Origin of the sequence: Collinsella sp. i06-0019-1H4, from assembly GCF_042849575.1 — a bacterium.
Classification (GTDB): Bacteria; Actinomycetota; Coriobacteriia; order Coriobacteriales; family Coriobacteriaceae; genus Collinsella.
Genome location: NZ_BAABYB010000001.1, coordinates 1,279,574 through 1,300,002 on the forward strand (window position 1 = coordinate 1,279,574; position 20,429 = coordinate 1,300,002).

Annotated in this window: 21 protein-coding genes and 1 CRISPR repeat array; of the genes, 19 read left to right on the forward strand and 2 right to left on the reverse strand. The window is 60.5% G+C overall.

What is annotated here, in order from left to right; all coding sequences use genetic code 11:
* Positions 1 to 123: 123 nt before the first annotated feature.
* Positions 124 to 525, forward strand: coding sequence for an HNH endonuclease (locus ACGHEN_RS05525; RefSeq protein ID WP_390397894.1), 402 nt, complete (start codon positions 124 to 126; stop codon positions 523 to 525).
* 73 nt (positions 526 to 598) lie between these two features.
* On the opposite strand, the gene ACGHEN_RS05530 is transcribed toward ACGHEN_RS05525, so the two are convergent.
* Both ACGHEN_RS05530 and ACGHEN_RS05535 read right to left on the reverse strand, forming a co-directional pair.
* Positions 599 to 781 (reverse strand): hypothetical protein, encoded by a 183-nt coding sequence (locus tag ACGHEN_RS05530; RefSeq protein ID WP_390397897.1) that lies wholly within the window; start codon positions 779 to 781, stop codon positions 599 to 601.
* Positions 782 to 917: 136 nt separating this feature from the next.
* Positions 918 to 1,577, reverse strand: coding sequence for a hypothetical protein (locus tag ACGHEN_RS05535; RefSeq protein WP_390397900.1), 660 nt, complete (start codon positions 1,575 to 1,577; stop codon positions 918 to 920).
* A 306-nt stretch (positions 1,578 to 1,883) separates the two neighbouring features.
* Here ACGHEN_RS05535 and ACGHEN_RS05540 point away from each other — a divergent pair, with 306 nt between their 5' ends.
* From ACGHEN_RS05540 to ACGHEN_RS05625, 18 genes are all read left to right on the forward strand, one after another.
* Positions 1,884 to 2,126: a hypothetical protein gene (locus tag ACGHEN_RS05540; protein ID WP_390397902.1), complete on the forward strand. Its 243-nt coding sequence runs from the start codon at positions 1,884 to 1,886 to the stop codon at positions 2,124 to 2,126.
* 262 nt (positions 2,127 to 2,388) lie between these two features.
* Entirely contained in the window at positions 2,389 to 2,667 is a 279-nt protein-coding gene (locus ACGHEN_RS05545; protein WP_390397904.1) for a hypothetical protein, read from the forward strand.
* Positions 2,668 to 2,811: 144 nt separating this feature from the next.
* On the forward strand, positions 2,812 to 7,005 hold the full coding sequence (gene cas9 / locus ACGHEN_RS05550) for a type II CRISPR RNA-guided endonuclease Cas9 (RefSeq protein ID WP_390397907.1): 4,194 nt from the start codon (positions 2,812 to 2,814) through the stop codon (positions 7,003 to 7,005).
* On the forward strand, positions 6,998 to 7,885 hold the full coding sequence (gene cas1 / locus ACGHEN_RS05555) for a type II CRISPR-associated endonuclease Cas1 (RefSeq protein ID WP_390397908.1): 888 nt from the start codon (positions 6,998 to 7,000) through the stop codon (positions 7,883 to 7,885). The genes cas9 and cas1 overlap by 8 nt, the downstream gene beginning before the upstream one ends.
* Positions 7,851 to 8,219: a CRISPR-associated endonuclease Cas2 gene (gene cas2 / locus ACGHEN_RS05560; protein WP_390397910.1), complete on the forward strand. Its 369-nt coding sequence runs from the start codon at positions 7,851 to 7,853 to the stop codon at positions 8,217 to 8,219. The genes cas1 and cas2 overlap by 35 nt, the downstream gene beginning before the upstream one ends.
* Complete coding sequence (csn2, locus tag ACGHEN_RS05565) at positions 8,216 to 8,890, forward strand: type II-A CRISPR-associated protein Csn2 (protein WP_390397913.1); 675 nt, start codon at positions 8,216 to 8,218, stop codon at positions 8,888 to 8,890. Before cas2 ends, csn2 begins: the two co-directional genes overlap by 4 nt.
* 237 nt (positions 8,891 to 9,127) lie before the next feature.
* A CRISPR array of direct repeats spans positions 9,128 to 10,415; the repeat unit is 36 nt; unit sequence GCTTCGTAGGTACTGCGCTTCGAGCAGCTACTAACC.
* Between the two features lie 730 nt (positions 10,416 to 11,145).
* The gene (locus tag ACGHEN_RS05570) at positions 11,146 to 11,841 is read left to right on the forward strand and encodes a hypothetical protein (RefSeq protein ID WP_390397914.1); all 696 of its coding nucleotides are present in this window, start codon (positions 11,146 to 11,148) and stop codon (positions 11,839 to 11,841) included.
* Positions 11,838 to 12,287 (forward strand): TadE/TadG family type IV pilus assembly protein, encoded by a 450-nt coding sequence (locus ACGHEN_RS05575; protein ID WP_390397917.1) that lies wholly within the window; start codon positions 11,838 to 11,840, stop codon positions 12,285 to 12,287. The genes ACGHEN_RS05570 and ACGHEN_RS05575 overlap by 4 nt, the downstream gene beginning before the upstream one ends.
* A complete protein-coding gene (locus ACGHEN_RS05580; RefSeq protein WP_118334620.1) occupies positions 12,287 to 12,760 on the forward strand; it encodes a pilus assembly protein in 474 nt (157 codons plus the stop codon). The genes ACGHEN_RS05575 and ACGHEN_RS05580 overlap by 1 nt, the downstream gene beginning before the upstream one ends.
* Positions 12,761 to 13,408, forward strand: coding sequence for a hypothetical protein (locus tag ACGHEN_RS05585; RefSeq protein ID WP_390397920.1), 648 nt, complete (start codon positions 12,761 to 12,763; stop codon positions 13,406 to 13,408).
* 124 nt (positions 13,409 to 13,532) lie between these two features.
* Complete coding sequence (locus ACGHEN_RS05590) at positions 13,533 to 13,754, forward strand: helix-turn-helix domain-containing protein (protein ID WP_233543348.1); 222 nt, start codon at positions 13,533 to 13,535, stop codon at positions 13,752 to 13,754.
* The gene (cpaB, locus tag ACGHEN_RS05595) at positions 13,751 to 14,701 is read left to right on the forward strand and encodes a Flp pilus assembly protein CpaB (protein ID WP_390397923.1); all 951 of its coding nucleotides are present in this window, start codon (positions 13,751 to 13,753) and stop codon (positions 14,699 to 14,701) included. Before ACGHEN_RS05590 ends, cpaB begins: the two co-directional genes overlap by 4 nt.
* Positions 14,691 to 15,992, forward strand: a complete 1,302-nt coding sequence (locus ACGHEN_RS05600) for a CpaF family protein (protein ID WP_390397925.1) — start codon at positions 14,691 to 14,693, stop codon at positions 15,990 to 15,992. The genes cpaB and ACGHEN_RS05600 overlap by 11 nt, the downstream gene beginning before the upstream one ends.
* Positions 15,989 to 16,891, forward strand: coding sequence for a type II secretion system F family protein (locus ACGHEN_RS05605; RefSeq protein WP_390397927.1), 903 nt, complete (start codon positions 15,989 to 15,991; stop codon positions 16,889 to 16,891). Before ACGHEN_RS05600 ends, ACGHEN_RS05605 begins: the two co-directional genes overlap by 4 nt.
* A gap of 10 nt (positions 16,892 to 16,901) precedes the next feature.
* The gene (locus tag ACGHEN_RS05610; RefSeq protein ID WP_390397930.1) at positions 16,902 to 17,771 is read left to right on the forward strand and encodes a type II secretion system F family protein; all 870 of its coding nucleotides are present in this window, start codon (positions 16,902 to 16,904) and stop codon (positions 17,769 to 17,771) included.
* Between the two features lie 10 nt (positions 17,772 to 17,781).
* Positions 17,782 to 18,159 carry a hypothetical protein gene (locus tag ACGHEN_RS05615; protein ID WP_390397932.1) on the forward strand — a complete coding sequence of 126 codons (378 nt, stop codon included), beginning with the start codon at positions 17,782 to 17,784 and terminating at the stop codon, positions 18,157 to 18,159.
* Between the two features lie 209 nt (positions 18,160 to 18,368).
* Positions 18,369 to 19,649, forward strand: coding sequence for a hypothetical protein (locus tag ACGHEN_RS05620; protein ID WP_390397935.1), 1,281 nt, complete (start codon positions 18,369 to 18,371; stop codon positions 19,647 to 19,649).
* A gap of 29 nt (positions 19,650 to 19,678) precedes the next feature.
* A complete protein-coding gene (locus ACGHEN_RS05625; protein ID WP_390397938.1) occupies positions 19,679 to 20,224 on the forward strand; it encodes a DUF5067 domain-containing protein in 546 nt (181 codons plus the stop codon).
* The last annotated feature ends 205 nt before the right edge of the window (positions 20,225 to 20,429 follow it).

The window sequence follows — 20,429 nt, forward strand, 5'->3', positions numbered from 1 at the left end:
GCGTGCGGGCGGCTATGAACAAGTGTTCAGGGCGGGTGTCACCCCTTGGCACCAAGTGGAGGGGCGGCGGCATCTGCAGGAGTTTAGACTTTTGGCGTATATCCCCCAATAAGGAGGCAGTTCATGGAAACGTCGGGTCCCGCTACCCAGGTAATGCAGTCTCTATTACCGCTCCTGCAGATCGTTGTCGCGCTGTGGGCCGCGGAGGCAATCCTGACGATGTTATTGAAGGAGCATCGCAAATCGAAAAAGAAGAAGGAGCGGGAGAAGCGCCGCCTGGAGTACCAGGATCGCCGCATGGCCAACGACGTGGAGCACGCAAAGGTGACGCGCGCGATGCGTTATGACGTGCTGCGCCGGGACGGTTTCAGGTGCGTCAAGTGCGGACGGGGCCGCGAAGACGGGGTGAAGCTCCATGTCGACCATATCAAGCCCGTCTCTCGCGGGGGAAAGTCTGCAATGAGCAACCTGCAGACTCTCTGCGAGGACTGCAACTGCGGGAAGGGAAACAAGTACGAGGAGTAGCGTATCTGATAACAAAAATAGAGGACGGGGCACATTACTGTATCCGCCCTCTATTTTTTATCAGTTCAGCCCTCTAAGTATCCTTCTCATCGTGAATCACCGTAACGCGGCGAGTGCAGACTGCTTCGAGATGCGAGCCGCTGAATACCTTTCGGTCGGGCTCTAGCTCGAAATAGCCATTCTCAAAGGGGTTGGCCATGCGCTCGAGGTCGGCATCAGTGATATCGTGCTTCGCCATAAAATCGTTAACGTTCATGCTAATCACCTATCCAAACCGGGTTTCCTAAGTGTCTTGCCGCCCGGTGAAATCATCCCGTGGAATTGATAGAAGCAATCATCCACTGAATCTAAGAAGCAACGAACTAGATGAGCCTGCTGTTCAAGCCATGTATTCAGAAATCATAGTGTTCTTCATTTTGCTGCCCCTCAATCCATATTTGGACAGCGAGGCAGGCGAGGGCATTTGGCACAGGTCCATGCGGGTTGTTCCCCCAAGCGTAGCCCATTTTTTCGGCAGCATCGGTTAGCTCGATGTTCGCAAGACAGTTTCGGTCGTGGTTCTTTTCACTGAGCCATCGGCAATATTCGTACATCGTATCCGTGACCCTGGTTCGAGATCCGGGAGCCATGTCGCTGTGCTCCAAGAATTTCATAACGCGCGGGGCATTGTAGACGATAACTTCGTCGGCGCCCCAGATGATCTCCCTGATCTTTTCCTGGTCGTCGAAAACAGAGTGGAGGTCTATCTGGTTGTCGGGTGCGACCTCATTGACCTCAGATGCCGCCTGCCACAGCTCCTTGCGACTTGGCCCGTATTCCCCCTCATGGACCACATTTCCCGCCCAGTCCACGATAGCGATGGCCACGATTTCATCTTCAACGGGGTTGGGCCCCGTCGTCCCGAGGTCTAGACAGATAATCTTTGGGGCCTGTTTCTCGAAATAGCCAGCCATCATGCCGTCACGCCGCCGCTGGATCCTGGGGGCAGCTCCGAGGGAGCGAGCGATGAGCTCGATTTCATCTGCCGTTCCGATTACGCGAACCTCTGCCATACACCGCTCTTTTCGCACGCAGACGGACCTTTCAATTGCTTCTCGACTCTAGCACAACCCCGCTTAGGATAATTCGGCACGGTCGGTGCCACGGCTGCCATTTAATCTGGGCGAACATACGTTATACGGCTACGTACATGTCGCCTGCCCGCGCTTTTCCGTGTCACCATTTGTCACCCCTTGGCACCAAATGGCCCCTCACGGACGCATTTACGGGAGCAGAATGTATCTCGGGGGCGGGAAGCAAGCCCCTATCTTGTCGACGGGGGCCAAAGACTCGAACCCCCTAATCGAAAGGAGCGCATCGTGGATTCTACAACCATGAACGCCATGGCCACGTATATCGAGGCCAAGACCTACAATGTCCGCCGTGCGGCTGACGAGAAGTTTGGTGCCGTCATCTCCACCGAGATGATCATCCTCATCGGCCTGCTCGCCCTCGCCCTCGTGAGCGTCCTCGCCATTTACTCCGGCAAGCTCCGAAACGTCATTACTATGGCTACCGAAGTTGTAAACAAGATCGGCACTAGCGGTTATCCCACGGCCTAAATGCGAATACGCCTTCCCCTTTGGCCCCGCCCCGGCTTAATTGCCGGGGCGGGGTTTTGCTTTCGAAAGGAAGGTTGTTTGCCCCAGAATATCCTCTGGCTCAATGAATCTATTTATCAATATCGAATCGTTAAATCTGACCTTATGGCGATACCCTGAATCACCGATGGAATAGTCCCCGCGCCAGTCTATAATTTAATAAAACCCTCCAATGCCGGGAAAGGCCCGGCCTCATGCCTTCTTGCAGAGGGGGAGGGTAACTGTGAACAGTTTCCAAATAAATAGCCTGAACCTGACCGAGGCCGGCAGCGGCACGGTCGAGCGCTGCCTGGACTCCAGGGGACAGATGCACGTGCGCAACCAAGTGGGAAAGCTCCGTATCGACTCCGAGACCGGCGCCACCGAGATGGAAGTATCCCGCGGGCTCAGCGATGCCGTCTACGTCGATGTGGCGACCGGCAATATGATCCACGAGAACACGGTGGGCAGCATCCGCTTCCGCACCGATTCGACCGGTACCGTCATGGAACACCTGCTCTAGATGCCTATGGAATGTCGGGATAAAGAAAAAGCCCCATACGGGGCGGCCTGAAAAGGCAGTTTGTGGCTTTTAAGCCGTATTTCGACTTAGGTACTGCGTTTCGAGCAGCAACTCACAATCCCTTTATAACACACAGGAGAACTCATGGCTAGGAAACTTAAAAATATCAACGGTCCCTGGTTTGCCGGAATCAACCTCGACGGCACGAGCGTCGGGTTCGTGGCCACCGACGAGTGCGGTGAGGTCCTCTACCACAAGGGCCAGCCCGTGATGGGCGCACGCTGCTTCAAGGAGGCGCTCCACGCCTCGGAGGCCCGCATGCCGCGCGCGGCGAGGCGCAGGCTCCAGCGCGCCCGCGGCAGGGAGCGCGAGATGGAGCGCGTGTTCGCGCCGGCGATCGCGCCCACAGACCCGGATTTCTTCGTCAGGCGCAGGATGTCCTACAAACTCATGCGCGACGATATCGCGGCGGATCCCGCAGCTGCCGCCTGGCAGGGGCTTCTCGACGGCTATCCCACGCTCGCGCACCTCGACGTCGACCTCATGGAATCAGACGGCCCCCACGACCCCAGGCTCATCTTCTGGGCCATCGCCAACCACGTCGTGCGCCGCGGGCATTTCCTCATGGAGGGCAACGACGTGACGTCCGCCAACTCAGACCCCTCCGCTCAGGTCGAGGCCCTCGTGCGCGAGCTCGATGCCCTGGGGGAGACCTGTGGCGAGGCTATCGAGCTCGACGGCGGCGCGCTTGCCTGTATGGACGGCTCCTGGACTGCCCGAGAGCTCCAAAAGGCCGTGTCCGGCGCCGTATCGGTGACAGGCGACGATATCGACGCCAAGATCGCCCGCGCACAGGCAAAGGCTCTGGGCGACCTCGTCGCCGGCTACAAGGCGAATATGGACGCCTTCGCTCTCGAGGGCGAGCAGATCGGCAAGATATCCGTATCCGACGCCGATGCGCTCGATGAGTTCCTCGCCAACTGTCCCGACCGACTCGCCCCGACCATCGATGCCGCAAGGGGCCTCTACTCCGCGTGGCGCCTACAGGGCCTCCTCTCGTTTGCGCCCGGAAAGACCCTCTCTCACAACCAGGTGGCCCAGTACGAGGTGTACGGGCGCCAGCTGCGCACCCTGAAGGACCTCGCACTGAAATACATCGTCCATGCTGATTCCGAAGACGGTGCCGACGAGGACGGGCTTGCCATCTACAGGGACTTCTTCGGCGGCCCGAAAAGGTCCGGCCGCAGGGGGTATGACAAGGTGCTCGTGAAGAAGCTCGACGGCGCCAAGAGGAATATGGGCTATACGGCATATGACCTCAACGTGATTCCCTACGAGGAGTTCAAGAAGAGGGTCGAGAGGCTCTTTAAGGGAACGGATGCCGTAAAGGACCCGGCCTACATCGATATGGTCGCCGCTCTCGGAGAGCACAGGTTCCTTCGCCGCATCCACACCACTGATAACAGCGCCATTCCCTACCAGCTCCATGCGGAGGTCGTGAGCCGGATCATCGACGCCCAGGGCAACTTCTATCCCTGGCTAAAGGACGCAGGCACCCATATCCTGAAGGTGCTGACCTCGAGGATCCCCTACTACGTAGGTCCATTGGATTCCTCGGCCGCGCCCTTGGACGCCAACGGCAGGGCGAGGTTCGCGTGGTCGCGCCGTCTTCCCGGCCATGAGCGCGCGTTCGTCGCACCCTGGAACTACGAGGAGCATATCGATACCGATGCGGCCGCTGAGGCCTTCATCCGGCGCATGACGGGCAAGTGCACCTATCTGGTCGATGAGGACGTGCTTCCGGCGAACTCCCTCATCTACGAGCGATTCCGGTTCCTGAACGAGCTGGCGGGCATCCGCTACACCGAGGACGGCCAGGACTGGCTGCCGCTCGATGCAGCGATGAGGGCGGCCGTTGTCGAGGCCGCATCGGACGGCTCGGTCATGACCCTCGGCCGAATCACAAACATCCTCTCGCGCGACTTCACGATGGCACACCCCCACGTCAAGGGCGTATCCGATGCCAAAAGGATGACGTCGCGCCTGTCCGTCTCGGCCTGGATCGCAGGCCTTCTCGGCGTGAGGTCCTTGACGGCCGCCCAGAAGTCCATGGCAGAGGACATCATCCTGTGGAACACCGTGTTCGAGGAACGCTCCATCCTGAAGCGCAAGGTCGCCAAGGAATACGGGGATATCCTTGACGAGGGCGCTATTGAGGCCTTTTGCGCGAAGCGCCTCAAGGGCTGGGGCCAGCTCTCCGAGCGCCTGCTCACCGGTGTGTGGGTAGATACCGCACGCGGCGACATGTGCATCATGGACGTTCTCGAGCAGGGCGCGCCCTACGGCAGGTTCCGCGGCACGTCCATGAACCTGATGCAGGTCCTGAGCGACACCGACCTCGGCTTCCGCGCGAGGATTGACGAGGTCAACGCCACCGCGCTGGAGAAGGCCGGTGAGCTCGGCATCGACGCCCTGCCCGGGTCCCCCGCGCTTCGTCGCGGCGTCTCGCAGGCCATGAAGGTTATCGAGGATATGGCTTCGGTGGCCGGATGCGCCCCGGCAAAGGTCTACGTCGAGGTCACGAGGACCGCCTCGAACAAGCTGAAGGGCAAGCGGTCGCGGAGCCGCGCCCAGGAGATCGAGGCCGCGCTGAAGGCGCTCGACGAGGACGCGCGCCGCGACCTGGATGCCGCCAGGCTCCTGCGCGAGCTGGGGATGTTTGACGAGAAGGAGATCAACGAGCGCCTGTACCTCTATTTCCGACAGGCGGGAAAGAGCCTCTACTCCGGCAAGCCCATCGATATCGCGCGCATCGCGTCGGTCGACTACTGCGTCGACCGTATCCTGCCCAGGTCGGTGCGCAGGGACGAATCGCTCGACAACAAGGTTTTGGTCCTGTACGCCGAGAGCCTTGATAAGAAGGACTCGATCCTCGTGCCCCAACACGTGCAGAGGAAGATGGCGCCTTTCTGGATGCACCTGCGCCGCGCGGGCCTCATGACCGAGCGCAAGCTCAACGCGCTCATGAGGGCGCAGATCTCCGAGAGAATGCTGAAGTCAATCGTCGGGCGCCAGCTGACCGAGACGAGCCAGGAGTGCAAGCTCATCGCCGCGGTCCTCGAGGCCACCTACACGGGCGTCAAGGTCGTGCCGGTGAAGGCCGGGGTCGCCAGCTCGGTCAGGAGGCGCGCGGAAATCCCGAGAAGCCGAAAAGCAAATCGCTACTACCACGCCCACGATGCCCTCATCGCTCTCACGACCGGCAGGTTCATCGAGACGAGGGCCCCCATGTGGTCGAACAACAGGGCCTTCTACGAGCGCATTATGCGCGATATCGAGGCGCAGGAGCGCCGGGGCGGGGCGGACTCAGAGCTCGATTTCTTCTCCGGCGGGTTCTTCCGCGACCTCGTCGACTACGACACGGCAGAGGTGCTGTGGGATTCCGATTTCGAGCGAGAGAGGCTCGTCCGCGCCTGCTCCTGGAAGAACCTTCGCGTGACGTTTGCCCCCTACGAGGAGGGCGGGGCCTTCTGGAAGCAGACCGTCTACTCCCCACGCGACTCTAAGACGAAGCTCATCCCCGTGAAGGGCGACCGTGATGCAGCCCTGTTCGGCGGCTACTCAGCCCAGACGTTCGCCTATTTCATGATCTACGAGAGCGAGGGCAAGAAGGGAAACCTGTTCAGGTTCGCCCCCGTGCCCACGTCCATCGCATCCAAGGCGACCGTTTCGCTCACCGAGCTCTATGCGCGCTCGCTGTGCCGTGAATCCGGTGAGAGATTCGTCCGCGTCGTACGCGAAAGGATCCTCAAGGAGACCGTGTTCGAGGCATACGGGGAGCGCTTCAGGGTCAAGGGGCTGAAGACCGCCGGCCCCGTGCGCCAGCTCGCCCTCGACGCAGCCGACACCCGACTGCTCAAGATCGTCGAGCGCATGGTCGACGGCGAGCAGCCGAGCCCCAGGCGCGATCTTGAATCCGATGCCAAGGTTCTCTGCCGGCTGTGGGCACGCCTTCTCGCGCTCGCCCCGGCAAACTTCCCCCGCGTCTCAAAGGTGCTCAAGCTGGGTGCCCTGAAGACGCCGGAGGAGGTGTTCGCCGATACGGAAGCGGACGATCTCGCTAAGACCGTCCGCGCGGTAGCGGAGTCCGAGGTCCAGGTCGTGGAGCTCCTATCCGGCATCAGGGGCACCGCCGACGTGAGGCCCCTCGGCGGCAGCGCGTTCGCGGGTACGCTCTCGATGACCTTCGATAAGATCGTCAACGACCCCAAGGCCGGTTTCGCTATCGTTGACATTTCGGCGGCGGGCCTTCACGAGAGGGTATCCACCCTTGGGTAAGACACTCTTTTTGGAGAACGCCCGGAAACTGCGCTATGAGGCGGGATGGGTCGCCGTTCACCGTGACGGCGACCCCCGACCCGTCCTGTTGCGTGCCGACGAGCTCGACTGCATCGTTGTCGACGGAAAGGCCGCGTTCATATCGACCTACCTGCTCGATGAGCTCGCGGCAAGGGGCTGCAGCGTCATTTTCACCGATAGCCGGCATATGCCGGCATCAATCCTGATGCCGCTAACGGCAGCAACGATCGATACGAACGGCAGGGTCCTTACGCAGATGTCCTGGGGCGCCTGGCCGCGAAAGATGCTATGGAAGAGGATCATCGAGTGCAAGCTGGACAATCAGGCCAACGTCCTTGCCGGTTCAGGCCATGACCTGGAGGCAGAGCTGCTTGCATCCTATGCGGGAGAGGTCCGCGCGGGCGACTCGACAGGGCGCGAGGCGGCAGGTGCCCGCCGCTATTTCCAAGCGCTGTTCGGCGACGGTTTCGTGCGGGTACCGCACGCGGATGCAACCAATATCGCCCTCGATTATGGTTATTCCATCCTGCTCTCGCATACAGCGTGCAGGATCGCGGCGAAGGGCTACCTCAACCAGGTGGGAATCCACCACCACTCCAAGACGAACCCCTACAACCTCGCCTGCGACCTCGTGGAGCCGTTCAGGCCCCTGGTCGATCGGAAAGTCGAGCTGGAGCGCCCCCGCGATCTCTCGCCGTCTGTGAAAAGGCTCCTTGCGTCCACACTCGCGGACAGGATTCCCTATGGCCATGGGAGCTACCGGGTGTCGGACGCCATCGACCTATGGGTCGACGGATGCCTTCGTGTGATAGAGGGGGCTGGCGATGCAGATGGGATCTCGGCGCCAGGAACGCCTTGATGGGGAACGGGGGAGGATAAGGTTCATGAGGATAATCGTAATGTATGATCTACCCGTGGCCGATGCCCAGGACCGTCATGAGTACTCGAGGTTCAGGCAGTTTCTTGTCAGGGATGGTTATACGAGGCTGCAGAATTCCGTCTACACCCGCCTGGCGGTCGATACCAAGAATGCTGAGGCTGCAATCTCTAGGCTCAAGGCCAGCCTTCCAGAAGCGGGGCTAGTACAGGTGCTCAGGGTAACCGAGGCCTCATTTTGCTCAATGCTCACGCTATGCGGAAGCCCGTCTGACGAGGGACATTTTGTTACCGGAGAGGACTTTATCGTCTTATGATCGTCAAGCTCGAAACGATAGGGGAGACAATCGATTTTCCGGACGGACTTGGAATCATATCCTTCGATGATTTCAACGAGCTGTCGCGATGTGCCAAGTCGCTTTTGAGGGAAGGGGAGCCGGGCATCGCGCTATACCGAGGGGAGCGAAGGCTCAAGCCGAGAGATATCGTCCTTATCGACAGCTTGATCGAGCTCCCATTCGATGACCGGAGGTTGACCGGCGCCTATACGTCAAGGATGGTGTCTGAGATCGAGGCCTGTGAGCCTTTGGCAACCAAAGCGCATGAGATCAGGGCATGCATCGAGATGTTGATCGCAGAATTGGGGTATTCCCTTCGAACGGAATTGATTGGGAACACGGAACGAGATATCAAATCGTTCGCCAAATGGCTTTCGCTGTCACCCCGCCGCGAGCCGGCCACTACCCTGCTAAGGAAATTCTTCTCCTTCATGGATTACGTTTGCGATACGAGACTGAATCCGTCAATTGCTGTAATCGCCCTAATCGACAAGCTAAACCCGGCCGAGGTCTTGGAATTAACTCGGAAGGCGCGCCATGAGGGTCTGGAAATGCTGTTTCTCGAATACCGGGAGGTAGACACTACCAATCTCGAAATCCCAGTGTGGCATATAGATAGAGATCGGGTCCTCTTCTCCCGTAACGTCTAAACCGTTAAACTGGTGCGTGCACCTTGAAATTTCAAATAAGGCTTATTGCTTGATAGCACGGTTTTCCGATGATCCGTCAGCTGTCAGGTTTTTACAGAACTCACGCTATCATCCCTTTTCCGGGCGGAAACTGGATGGTTTCCAAAAATTGTCGGAACCCTTTCTAATCTATTAATTAACTATTCAGCTTCAGTAGCTGCTCTTTTGCGTCGCTTGCCAGCCGATCTCAATTCTCCGGCTTCGTAGGTACTGCGCTTCGAGCAGCTACTAACCCATGGAGTTGCGGTACCACGCTTCGACTGTGCTTCGTAGGTACTGCGCTTCGAGCAGCTACTAACCAACTGCGCATTGCCGACGAGCGTATCGGTCGCTTCGTAGGTACTGCGCTTCGAGCAGCTACTAACCGCCGAGCCACCAGTCGTACAGGTCGCGCTTGCTTCGTAGGTACTGCGCTTCGAGCAGCTACTAACCTGTACTTGCGGTACACGATTGGCTTCCACTGCTTCGTAGGTACTGCGCTTCGAGCAGCTACTAACCAGGTGAAGCCGCCAAGAACGGACCAGTTGCGCTTCGTAGGTACTGCGCTTCGAGCAGCTACTAACCGACAACTCGATGGATCATCTGGAGCAATGCGCTTCGTAGGTACTGCGCTTCGAGCAGCTACTAACCTAGTTCAAAAGAAAAGCGAAGAAAGATTGAGCTTCGTAGGTACTGCGCTTCGAGCAGCTACTAACCTGCATGAAATCGCTGATTACTGGGCACTCAGCTTCGTAGGTACTGCGCTTCGAGCAGCTACTAACCGGTACAGCCAGCGATTGCTTTTGTCTTTCTGCTTCGTAGGTACTGCGCTTCGAGCAGCTACTAACCGTAAACCGTCCTATCTATGGTCCTGGACCAGCTTCGTAGGTACTGCGCTTCGAGCAGCTACTAACCTTTCGATTCCCCCAACGGCTTGATTTACGCGCTTCGTAGGTACTGCGCTTCGAGTAGTTACTTACCGCAGGGGCCCAGTCTTGAAGAGCTCGTTCGGCTTCGCAGGTACCGCGCTTCGAGTAGTTACTTACCTAAAAATGCGGGAATGCGGAAGGCGATTGAGCTTCGCAGGTACCGCGCTTCGAGCAGCTACATACCTATATTCGCCGTTATGGAAGAAGACAAAAGCTTCGTAGGTACCGCGCCTCGAGCAGCTACTTCCCCACCAAGCCAAGTGTCCCAACTCGTCTCAGCTTCGTAGGTACCGCGTTTTGAGCTGCTACTTACCTTGTAATGTGTGCACAATAGAAATTGCTTTGCTTTGTAGGTATCGTGCTTCGAGCAGCTACTTACTCTACTTTGCATCATTCTCAGGATGGATATTGTTTCGTAGGTACCGCGCCTCGAGCAGCAACTTACCTCATATATTCTCCGGCCAAGGTCAAATAGTGCTTCGTAGGTACTGCGCTTCGAGCAGCTACTTACCGCGCGACTTTGTTCGCATCCACGCACACGGGCTTCGCAAGTATGGCGTTTCGCGCAGAGACTTACCGCCATTTTTATGATGGGGTCAATCGGCACGGCTTCGTGGGCATGGCGTTTCGAGCGACTGCTCACTAGGCATAAATATGGACTTTCCCACTCTTATGCTTCGCAGACACCGCACTTCGAGCAGACACTTACACCACAAGGCAGCAAAGCCAAGCGCGTGCATGTTTCGAAGGAATCGCATTACGAGCAACTGCCTACCCCTACCAGTGCTTAAGCATTTGTATTTTTACACGTTTGCCATTTAGTGCCACGTCATGAATGGCCGCCTAACTCATACGTTCTCAGAACGGAGGCTCCGCAGTTTTGCAGGTATCGTTTTTCGGGCAATTGCTTTATAGGCGCGGGAATTAGCCGATACGCCTAATGGCTTCGCAGGCACCTCTTTCGCAGCGATACGCGATTCCGCTTCATACGTTTTTCGCTCGATGCCGTACTCTCGGCAGCCTCTTCGCGGCCACTTCGGTTTCGCAGGTCATCCATTGCCACGGCCTTGGGTCGAATGGATGGGCGTTTCAATCGAAATGGTGTCACCGCTTGGCACCAAATTAGCCTTAATTTAAGCAAACGCAACCACAAAATTAAATATGAGTATCTATGCCTATATCGAGGAGGCTCCCGTGTCTTTTGGCGTCAGATTGGCGACCACATTAGCCGTCGGCTGCGGCTTTTGGTGCGCCTCCCATCTTTACCAGCGCTGGCGCTATGCCGCATTGGAGCATGAGGACAAGTCCATGCTCCAGGCGCAACCCTCAGATGCCGAAAGGGATAAATGGATCGGCGCCGTGAAGAGGGAAGCCCTCAACTACGGCGTCAACCCCTCAACGCTCATCTCCTTAGGCGACGCGGGGGATGTCGACGCGGAACTCTCCCGACACGGGGACACCGGGGCGTACGCCCGCCGCTACAACCCTCCGCTGCCCTCGGAAATTCTCCTCGTCTACCCCTATCTGCTTGCATCGTGGACGGGGTCGCTCATCTCGATTCCCTACGCCGTCTTCCTGGCAGCCTCCGTGGCACTTGGCCAGGAGGATATGAGATTCAGGGTCGCGCCAGTGCCCATGCTGCTCCTGTTTGCGGTCGCGGGCGCCCTGTCATCCCCCTGGGGGCCCTATGCGTGGGCGGTTATCGCAATCCCCCTTGCCGCCGCGTTTGCCCTGACCTCCTTTGTCATGAAAAAGGTCGGTGGGGTCATCTGGCACGCCGGCGACTACCTCACGTTGGCCATAGCGCTCACGGCGGTACTTTCTGCCGGAACCGTATTTGAGTTTCTCGCCACCCATCTTCTATGTGCTTGCATCCTGGAGCTAGCCATCAGGCATATCCCCGCCTGCGCTCGCCTCAAGGACAACGTCCCCTACAACGCCGTGCTGTCGGTGAGCCTGGTCGGGGCGACGCTAATCGCAATCTTGAAAGGTTATCTGCTATGAGGTCTAAACGTACGGGGCTCAGGGCCGTCATGGTGACCCAGCTCGTCCTCCTCCTTCCCATCATGATCGCCATGCTAGCGCTCGTCGTGGATTGCGCGAACATGAGCAGGTGCAAGGCCCTCGCGTCCTCTGCGGCGTCCGAGGGAGCACGCTACGCCGCGGCAAACCCCGATCTGACCGATTCAGAGGTCGAGACCTACGTCAGGGGGGCAATCGGCCTCGACGACAGCTGTACGGTCGCGATCGTGCACAATTCACTCGCGGCAAAGGACGTGACACTCAGGGTGGGAGACAAGTCCAGGGATTCCTCCATCGAGCGCAAATCTGTGACGGTCAACGTCCAGATTCCGTGCCGTCGCGTCTTCACCTTGGCCGTCTTCGACGGCCTTGCCGAAAGCGAGCCTGAATCCTCTTCTGCCACCGCGATCTCATCGGAGGTGAAGTGATGGTGCGCTGCAACCGTGTGCCCAAGGCACTCATCTCGACCGAGTTCATCTTCGTGTTCCCGATCGCCCTTACCGTCGTACTCGCCATCATGGGCTTCGGCTTTACGGGCTACCAGCGGGCGAGAATCGACTATTCGCTGGCGCACCTCGCAGACCAGCTACCCGCGGGATGGGATTCCATGGACGCGAACGCTCTCGTGACCGAGCTCGTGAGCGCGTCTGCCGATGTGGACCCCGACTGCCTTACGGTGAAGAACGCCTCCGTCACCCTCGACTCCGACGAGGACCTCGGGCAGGGAAGCGCCGTGGCAGGCGACCTGGGCACCGAGAACCTCAGGACCGAGAGCAGGACCGTTACGGTATCGGCAGAGATCGTCTACGACTATCCGGCGCCCTACAACGTGTTCGGGAAGAGGTCCGTACGCAATATCACGCGCTCCTACATCAGCTATTCGGACTGGGAGGTCATCTAGATGAAGTGCCGTGTGTGCAGGGGGAGTGGGGCACATGCCCAGCTCACGACCTTCTTCGTCGTGATGCTCATTCCCCTGTCCCTCCTTATTGCCCTTGCCGTCGATCTGGGCGGCGCGCTCGCCTACAGGACATGGCAGGGCTCGCTTCTCGAGAGCACGCGACAGTCCTGCTTCGGCGAGGCCAATGCCGTCAAATACGCCGACAATCCGGGCGAGGAGGCCCGCTCCGAGGTGCTCGAGATGCTGAAGGCCAACGGCTATACCGGAAAGGCCACGGTCTACTACGTCGAAGCCCCCGAGAGCTTGTGTGGGGCTGCAGACCGCTACGCAGGCGTCTATGTCGTCCTCGAGGGAACGTGGCCGTCGACCTTCGCGAGGTTCGCCGGCATCGATGAGCTAAAGGTCCGCTCCGATGCCGTCTGGACGCTCCATCCCTATTCGTCCACGACGGTGTGGCGCCCGGCCGATACCGGAAACGGCTGGTGCGAGTACACGATCGACAAGGACGGCAACGTTTCGGCAAATACCGGCGTCTGCTCGCTCGACGATGCGCCCGAAAGCCTCTCCAAGGCCGTGAGGGATATGCTGCCGGCCTCTACGGGAGGCGCCGGCAAGTCCGGTGAAACGACACCCGACGGCACCGAATAGAGCCAGTCGCGAGCCTCGCCCAGATTGTCACCCGATGGCACCAAATCGCCCCGCACGATAGCCCGTGCGGGGCGATTCTTTATGTGTCGGAATAGCACGACAGATCGGAGGACCCTTGGGTCTGATGTACGACCTGATGCGCCAGGGGAGATATGACCTCATGCCGGCGCTTTTGTCGTCGCGTGAGGCGGCGGACGCGGTCGGCGTCACCCCCAGGACCATCGAGAGGATGTGCGCGGCGGGAAAGCTCGAGGGCGCCCGTTTCGGTAACCGCTGGCGCGTCAACCGTGACTCGCTGCTCAGGTATTCGGGACTCATCGGTCCCGGGAAGGAAGCTAGACGATGAAGAAAAGGTCCCAGGAGGAGATCAAGGCCGAGATCGCCCAGGTCGAGGCAGAGGAGCGCGCGGCCGTGGAGGCTGGGCGCATGCGTAGCGTCGACAGGCTCCGCGGGCGCAAGCAAGCGCTCGGCCACGAGCTGGAGCGCGCCATGGCGCAAGAGGCCGCCATGGGTGCGACCAAGTCGAGCCCCATGCCAAACACGGCCCCCAAGAACGCAAAGAGCGGCCAGAGGACGACAGCCACGGCAGGGGCCGCGACAGCACGCCGACAGCGCGGGCCGCAGCCCGGAGGTACCCGCAAGGACCGCAGGCTCGCCGCAGTGGCCGGCGTGGCCATCGCCGTCTCCGTCGCGACGGTCGGCTTCTCCGGTTGGCGCTGGACCCAGGCACAGGGTGAACTGACGCGCCTCGAGCAGTCGACCGTCAAGGTCGTCACCGTCACGCGCGACATCGCCCCCGGAGAGGTGATCTCCTCGTCAGACCTCACGGTCGCGAGCGTTCCCAAGGCGTTTGCGCCCAAGGACGCAGCAAAGAAGGTCTCAGATGTGGCAGGTCGCCAGACCGTGACCCAGCAGACCTCCGGTACCGCGGTCTCGCTCTCGTCCGTCTCCGGCTCCAAGAAGCCGGCCTCGATTACCACAGCCGTGACCGAGGGGCACGTCGCCTACACCGTCGCACTCGACAGCTCGACCGGTCTCTCCCCGTTGCTCTCCGTCGGCGATAAGGTGGATGTCCTCGCGAGCGTGAGCGACGGCCAGGTCGTGACGACCGAACGCGTGGCCGACTCCATCCGCGTCATCGCGCTCGACGGAAACCTGTCGGGCTCCAAGTCTGACGGCTACTCGAATGTCACCATCGAGGTGACCGAGGACCAGGCCCTCGCACTCTCCAGCGCGAGCGGCATCAGGCTCGTCGCCCTTCCCGAGACGGGGGAGACGAACAATGCTGAATAGGGACCTGCTCCGAATCGAGCGCGACGCCGTGCGCCAGGCGACCGGCGTGCTGACGGCAGCCAACGACGCATCCGAAAGCAATGAGCAGAGAGACGCGCGCGCACGCGACCTCCTTGCCGAGATCGTAGATTCCAGCCCCGAGGGCTCACGCCTGGACGACGACTCCTTCGATGCGGTTATCCAGGCAGGAATCAACGACCTGTACTATCTCGGACCCATCGAGGAGCTGCTTCCCGATACCACGATCTCAGAGATTATGGTCAACGCCCCGGATGACGTCTGGGTCGAGCGCGCGGGCCTGCTGCAGAAGACCCCGGTGACCTTCGAAGACGACGAGCATGTCAAGTTCGTCATCAACCGCATCGCGTCCGCCGACGGTCGTCGCTGCGACGAGGCGCAACCGCTGTGCGACTGCATCCTCAACCGACCCGGCGCCATCTTCAACGGCTCGCGCGTCGCTGCGACGGCCAAGGGCATCGCCGTCGACCACAACATCCTCAACATCCGAAAGTTCCGACCGGACGCGGTGGAGCCCGAGGACCTCATGGCGCTGGGCACCTTCGACCAGCGCATGCTCGAGTTCATGGAGGCCATCGTCCTGGGCCGCATGAACGTCGTCATCGCCGGCGGCACGGGCTCGGGCAAGACGACCTTGCTCAACGCCTGCTCCTCCTTCATCCCGGACAACCAGCGCATCGTCACGATCGAGGATGCGCCGGAGCTGCGTCTCCAAAAGCCCCATGTCGTGCGCAAGACCGCACGCCGCCCCAATATCGAGGGCGAGGGCGAGATCACCATCCGACAGCTCGTCATCCATGCGCTGCGCGAGCGCCCCGACCGCATCGTCGTCGGCGAGTGCCGCGGCGGCGAGGCTTTCGACATGATCCAGGCCATGATGACGGGCCACGAGGGCTCGCTCACGACCGTGCACTCCTCCAACGCGCGCGAGGCCACGACGCGTCTGCGCTCGATGATCCAGCAGACCGGAACCGAGATGCGAAGCGAGCAGATCATGGAGCTCATCGCCTCGGCCATCGACTTCATCGTCTTCGTGAACCGCTTCGACATCGACGGCTCGCGCAAGATCACCGAGATCGCCGAGATACAGGGGATGCAGGGCGACGTCATCACGATCGGCACCATCATGCGCTTCGAGCAGACGGGCTTCTCCGAGGACGGCAAGGTGCTCGGTGAGTTCATGCCCACGGGAGAGCGCATCACCCCGGCGCACCGCGAGAAGCTCTTCGCGCGCGGCGTATACGTCGACGACGACTTCTGGTTCCGTCGATGAGCGGGCAGATAACCCCGGCGGCCCTCATTCCCGCGCTGCCGGCGCTCCTTATGGGAATAGTCCTGTTCCTGACGGCCAGAAAGCTGCGCGTCGAGCGCGAGCGCGCGGAAACCGGCCCCATCCCGGAGAACCCAACCGAAGATGCCGGCGGGAACCGACTCGTCGGCACACTCCGTCGCGTGTGCCAGGGAGCTGCTCCCCAGCTATCGGTCTCCGAGGCCGCGCAGCTTTGGGCCGTTATCGCCTTCGCCCCTTCCGTGCTTATCCTCGCCACCGGCTCGGCGGTGGGTGCGCTTGCCGCACTCCCGCTCGGCATCGCGGCATTTCCGATCTGGGTTAGGCTGAAGCGCGGAGCAGAGCAGGGCCTTTTCGAGGAGCAACTCGGTGAGGCCATGCCGCTCATCGCGTCGAACCTGCGCACGGGCGCCTCAGTCGCGCAGTCGGTCGCACCTGTCGCCGAACACATGGCAGAGCCCCTGAAATCGGAGTTCGCCATCCTCGAACGCGACCTGCGCAACGGCCGCCCCATCGAGCAGGCCCTCGACGACATGGCCAAGAGAACTGAAAGCTCGAACTTAAGACTCTACTCCACGGCCGTCTCCGTATCCCAGCAGACCGGCGGCTCGCTCTCCGAGATCACTGAGCGAGTGGGCGAGGCCATCCGCGCAAAGGTAAAGGCCAAGCGTTCGGCAGAGGCCAAGACGTCCTCGGCACGATTCGAGGCGAAACTCGTCGGCTTCGCGCCGGTCGTCATGCTGCTGCTCATGTCCATCAGCTCGGAGATCCACCGTGAGTTCTTCATGACGCCCGCCGGATGGGCGTGCCTGGCCGTCGGAGCGGTTCTCGATATCGTGGGCTTCTTGGTCCTCAAGCAAATCAGCAACATAAGGTACGACTAGGGGAGCTCAGATGTTCGAAACGATAACGACCGGCTTTATATTCCTTCTCTTCGGAGTCGTCGCGGGCCTCGGCGTGGATATCGCCCTCAAGCGGATCTTCGAACTCGAGTCAGCTGTTGACGAGGGATCGTCCTCGTCTCTTCCCGGCATCGCCGAAAAGGTGTCCGACGTCGTATCGCAGCTCGCGCCGATCTCACGCTCGGTCATGGACTCCACGCGGGACTCCCTCGACCGCGCGGGGCTCACCATGCAGCCGGCGACCTTCTGGGCCTTTCGCGTCGCGAGCGCCGCGGGGTTCACCGCGGCCGGCCTCATCGCCTCGGTCTTCATCGGCGGCCCAAAGGGCCTCGGCGTCTTCGCCGCGATGGTCCTCATGGGGCTCGCGGTGCCGCAGCTGTGGCTCTTCAACGAGCGCTCGAAATGGCGCGATGAGCTCGACAGGCAGCTCCCCGACGCCCTCGACCTTCTCGCGATCTGCATGTCGGCGGGCTCGTCCATCGACTTTGCCCTCCATACGGTGGGTAGCAGGATGGACGGCGCCATTGCGCGCGGCTTCGAGCGCGTGGCCAACGAGGCCAGCTTCTCGTCTCGCACCGAGGCGCTCCTGCGCTTCGCGGAACGCGCGCGGGTGCCATCCCTCACCATCTTCGCGGCATCGTTCGCTCAATCAGAGCGTGCGGGCGGCTCGCTGGTCGACATCATCCGGGACCAGGCCGAGACCGTCCGCGAGCATCGGCGCCTCAAGGTGGAGTCCGAGATCGAGAAACTGAGCTCCAAGATGCTCTTCCCGATCATCCTATTCATCCTGCCCGTGTTTCTGATTGTCGTCCTGGCGCCCGTAGTGGCGCAGATCGCCCAAACGTTCACCTCCCTCATGTAGGAGACGGCCCATGAGCTTCAAATACGATATCCCCTGCGTGGCCACGACCAGGTCCGGTGCCGAAGTCCCGCTGTCCCTGAGGGCCGGCAAGACGTTCAGGGACAAAGCCATCGGGTATATGGGCGCAAGGTCGATAGCGAAGTCCTGCGGGACGGTCTACGCTAGGGGCAGGTCCCTTCACACCCTGTTCATGCGCATCCCGGTCGATGTGTGCTGGATAGGCCGTTTCGACCCCTCGAATCAATCCTGGCCCGTCGTCTCGCTCGATGCCTCGGTTGCCCCCTGGCGCATCCTGTTCGCACCGCGAGGAGCAGTCGGGGGCATCGAGGTCGCTCCCGGTACGTTCACCGAGCCAGACCGACCGCTCTTAATCAGGAGACTCGATTGATGCGAATTGATGCAGAAAGGCTCGTTCACGGGGCCTGCACGGCGCTCGCCCTTCTCTTATCCATGGCAATCATTGCTATAGTCCCTGCTATCAGATCAGCGGGGACGCTGGATACCGACGGCTGGTTTCTTCTCGCCTCGGGGCGCGAGGTCGTCGAATCCGGCATCCCGAGAGTAAACCCGTTCACCGCAGTCGAGGGCCAAGGCATCGTGCTCCAACAGTGGCTCCACGACGCGTGGCTCTATCTGTGCTGGAAGGCCGCCGGCTACACCGGTGTCGCCGTCTCCGCGGCGATTCCCGCCGCCCTGGCACTGTGTGCCTATACCGGCGCCGTCTGCCGGCTGGCGCGAGTCCCGCGCTATCCATGGGTGCCGCTGCTGATCGGCGCGGTAGGGTTTTCCCTCATGACCTCATATCTATCCATCCGTCCGTCAATCTGGACGGCGGCGCTGCTGTTCGTCGCCATATCCATCTGCCTGGAGTGGCGACAAAGCGCTAACCTGCGGTGCCTTCTGGCGCTTCCGATCGTGTCGCTGCTCTCCGTGAACCTGCAGGCTGCGCTCTGGCCCCTGCCGGCGGCCGTCGCCGCATGCTTCCTGCTCCCCGAAAAGGGCGAGATCTCGACACAGGCGACCGCCGAGACGCTTCGCGCATGGTGGCGCTCCAGGCTGCCCCTGATCGCGGCGGTTGCCGGCATGGCCGCGGAATCGCTTGTAAACCCATATTGTATCGACGGCTCGCTCTATGTGCTCCGCTCGCTAGGAGCCGCATCCTACGGCGGGGTCATCCTCGAGCTGAATCCGGTTTGGGTAATGCCTGCCGCGGCCCTGTTCTGGGGCGCCTCAATCCTTGTGGCCTTCGTATCGTGCTGCCTTGCCCGGCGGTTCCCGCCCAGGTGGCTTCTGGCCTTTTGGGCGGCGTCTGCAATCGCCGGTGCACTTGTCGTCAGGTGCCTTTGGATAACGTGGACGGTTTCGTTTCTCGTTGTCGCCGTATCAGTCGACCAGGGCGACGCAATCGGCCCCCGAGTGCATCGCCTGCTGATTGCCGGGAGAGCCGTTATGGTCCTCGTTCTAGCGTTCTCCATCGTCAACAGCGGCCTTAACTCGCTTGATTCGGATACTCGCGGGGTCGAGACCGGATGGAGGGGCATCGACTCGGATATGGCGCAGATCGTCGAGGCCCTGGGTGACAACCCGGGTCGTATATGGTCCGAGGACGCCACGGTGATGAACTACCTCGAGTGGGCGAGGGTGCCCGTGACCTACGACATGCGTCCCGAGATCTGGTCTGAGGCGATCTCCGGCAACGGCAAGGCAAACGACTACCGTGCCTACGTTGACAGTCTGGAAGGGGACTACGGGGTCCTTAAGGAGGATGGCTGGACGTGGGCTATCGTGCGGGATTCCAACGTAAAACGCTTTGGAAAAGCCTGCCCCGGCGCTGAAAAGGCGGCAAGCGGCAGGGGATACGTGCTCTATCGGTTGTGACATTTAATTTAATTGATGGGTGGTAACTCATGGGTATCGTCAACGTCAGCAGGAGGGCCGTCCTGGCCGCCATGGCCTCGCTGGCCCTTACAGGATGCGGCGGCTCAAAGAAGGCAAATGGATCGGACGATTCGAAGAAGAATAAGGATTCCGAGAAGAGCGAGGACGAGGCGTTTTCCTTTGGAGGGATAGGCGATACGAGCTCCTCCGACGCCTCCAGGGGGCTGTCAGTCGATGGCGTCTACAAAAAGGTCGCCACGGACTCGAGTGGCAAGGAATACCGGTTCCTCCTTGTCGGCATGACATTCGAGAACAGCCTCGACCATGACAGCCGGGCGCCGGTGTCATACGTCTCGTGCTACCAAAACGGTGTGAAGCTCTCCCAGTGCACGAAATACAGCGATTCCAACACGATGAAGACACTCGAGCCCGGCTATTCGATTTCGGTCTGCAAGGCGTTTCTCCTTGAGGATGAGGGCCAGCCCGTGAAGGTGAAGATAAAGTCATCGAACTCATCCGAATACGTCTACGAGGACACCTACCCGATCTCGCACTTGGACTATACGACCCTCTAGGAGTCCTCTCCCGAACGCACGATAAAGTACCCATCGTCGTCTCTGACGATGAAGCGGTGGACGGGCCTGCCCTTCCACTCGATCTCAACGCTCCAGATACGGGCGAGGTGGCCCGTCTTTCGCCCGGGGCAGGGGACAGATGCGCCCGTGGAGCGGACCTGGAATCTACGACCGTCGGAAAGCTCGATCCACCTGAACTTCGGCT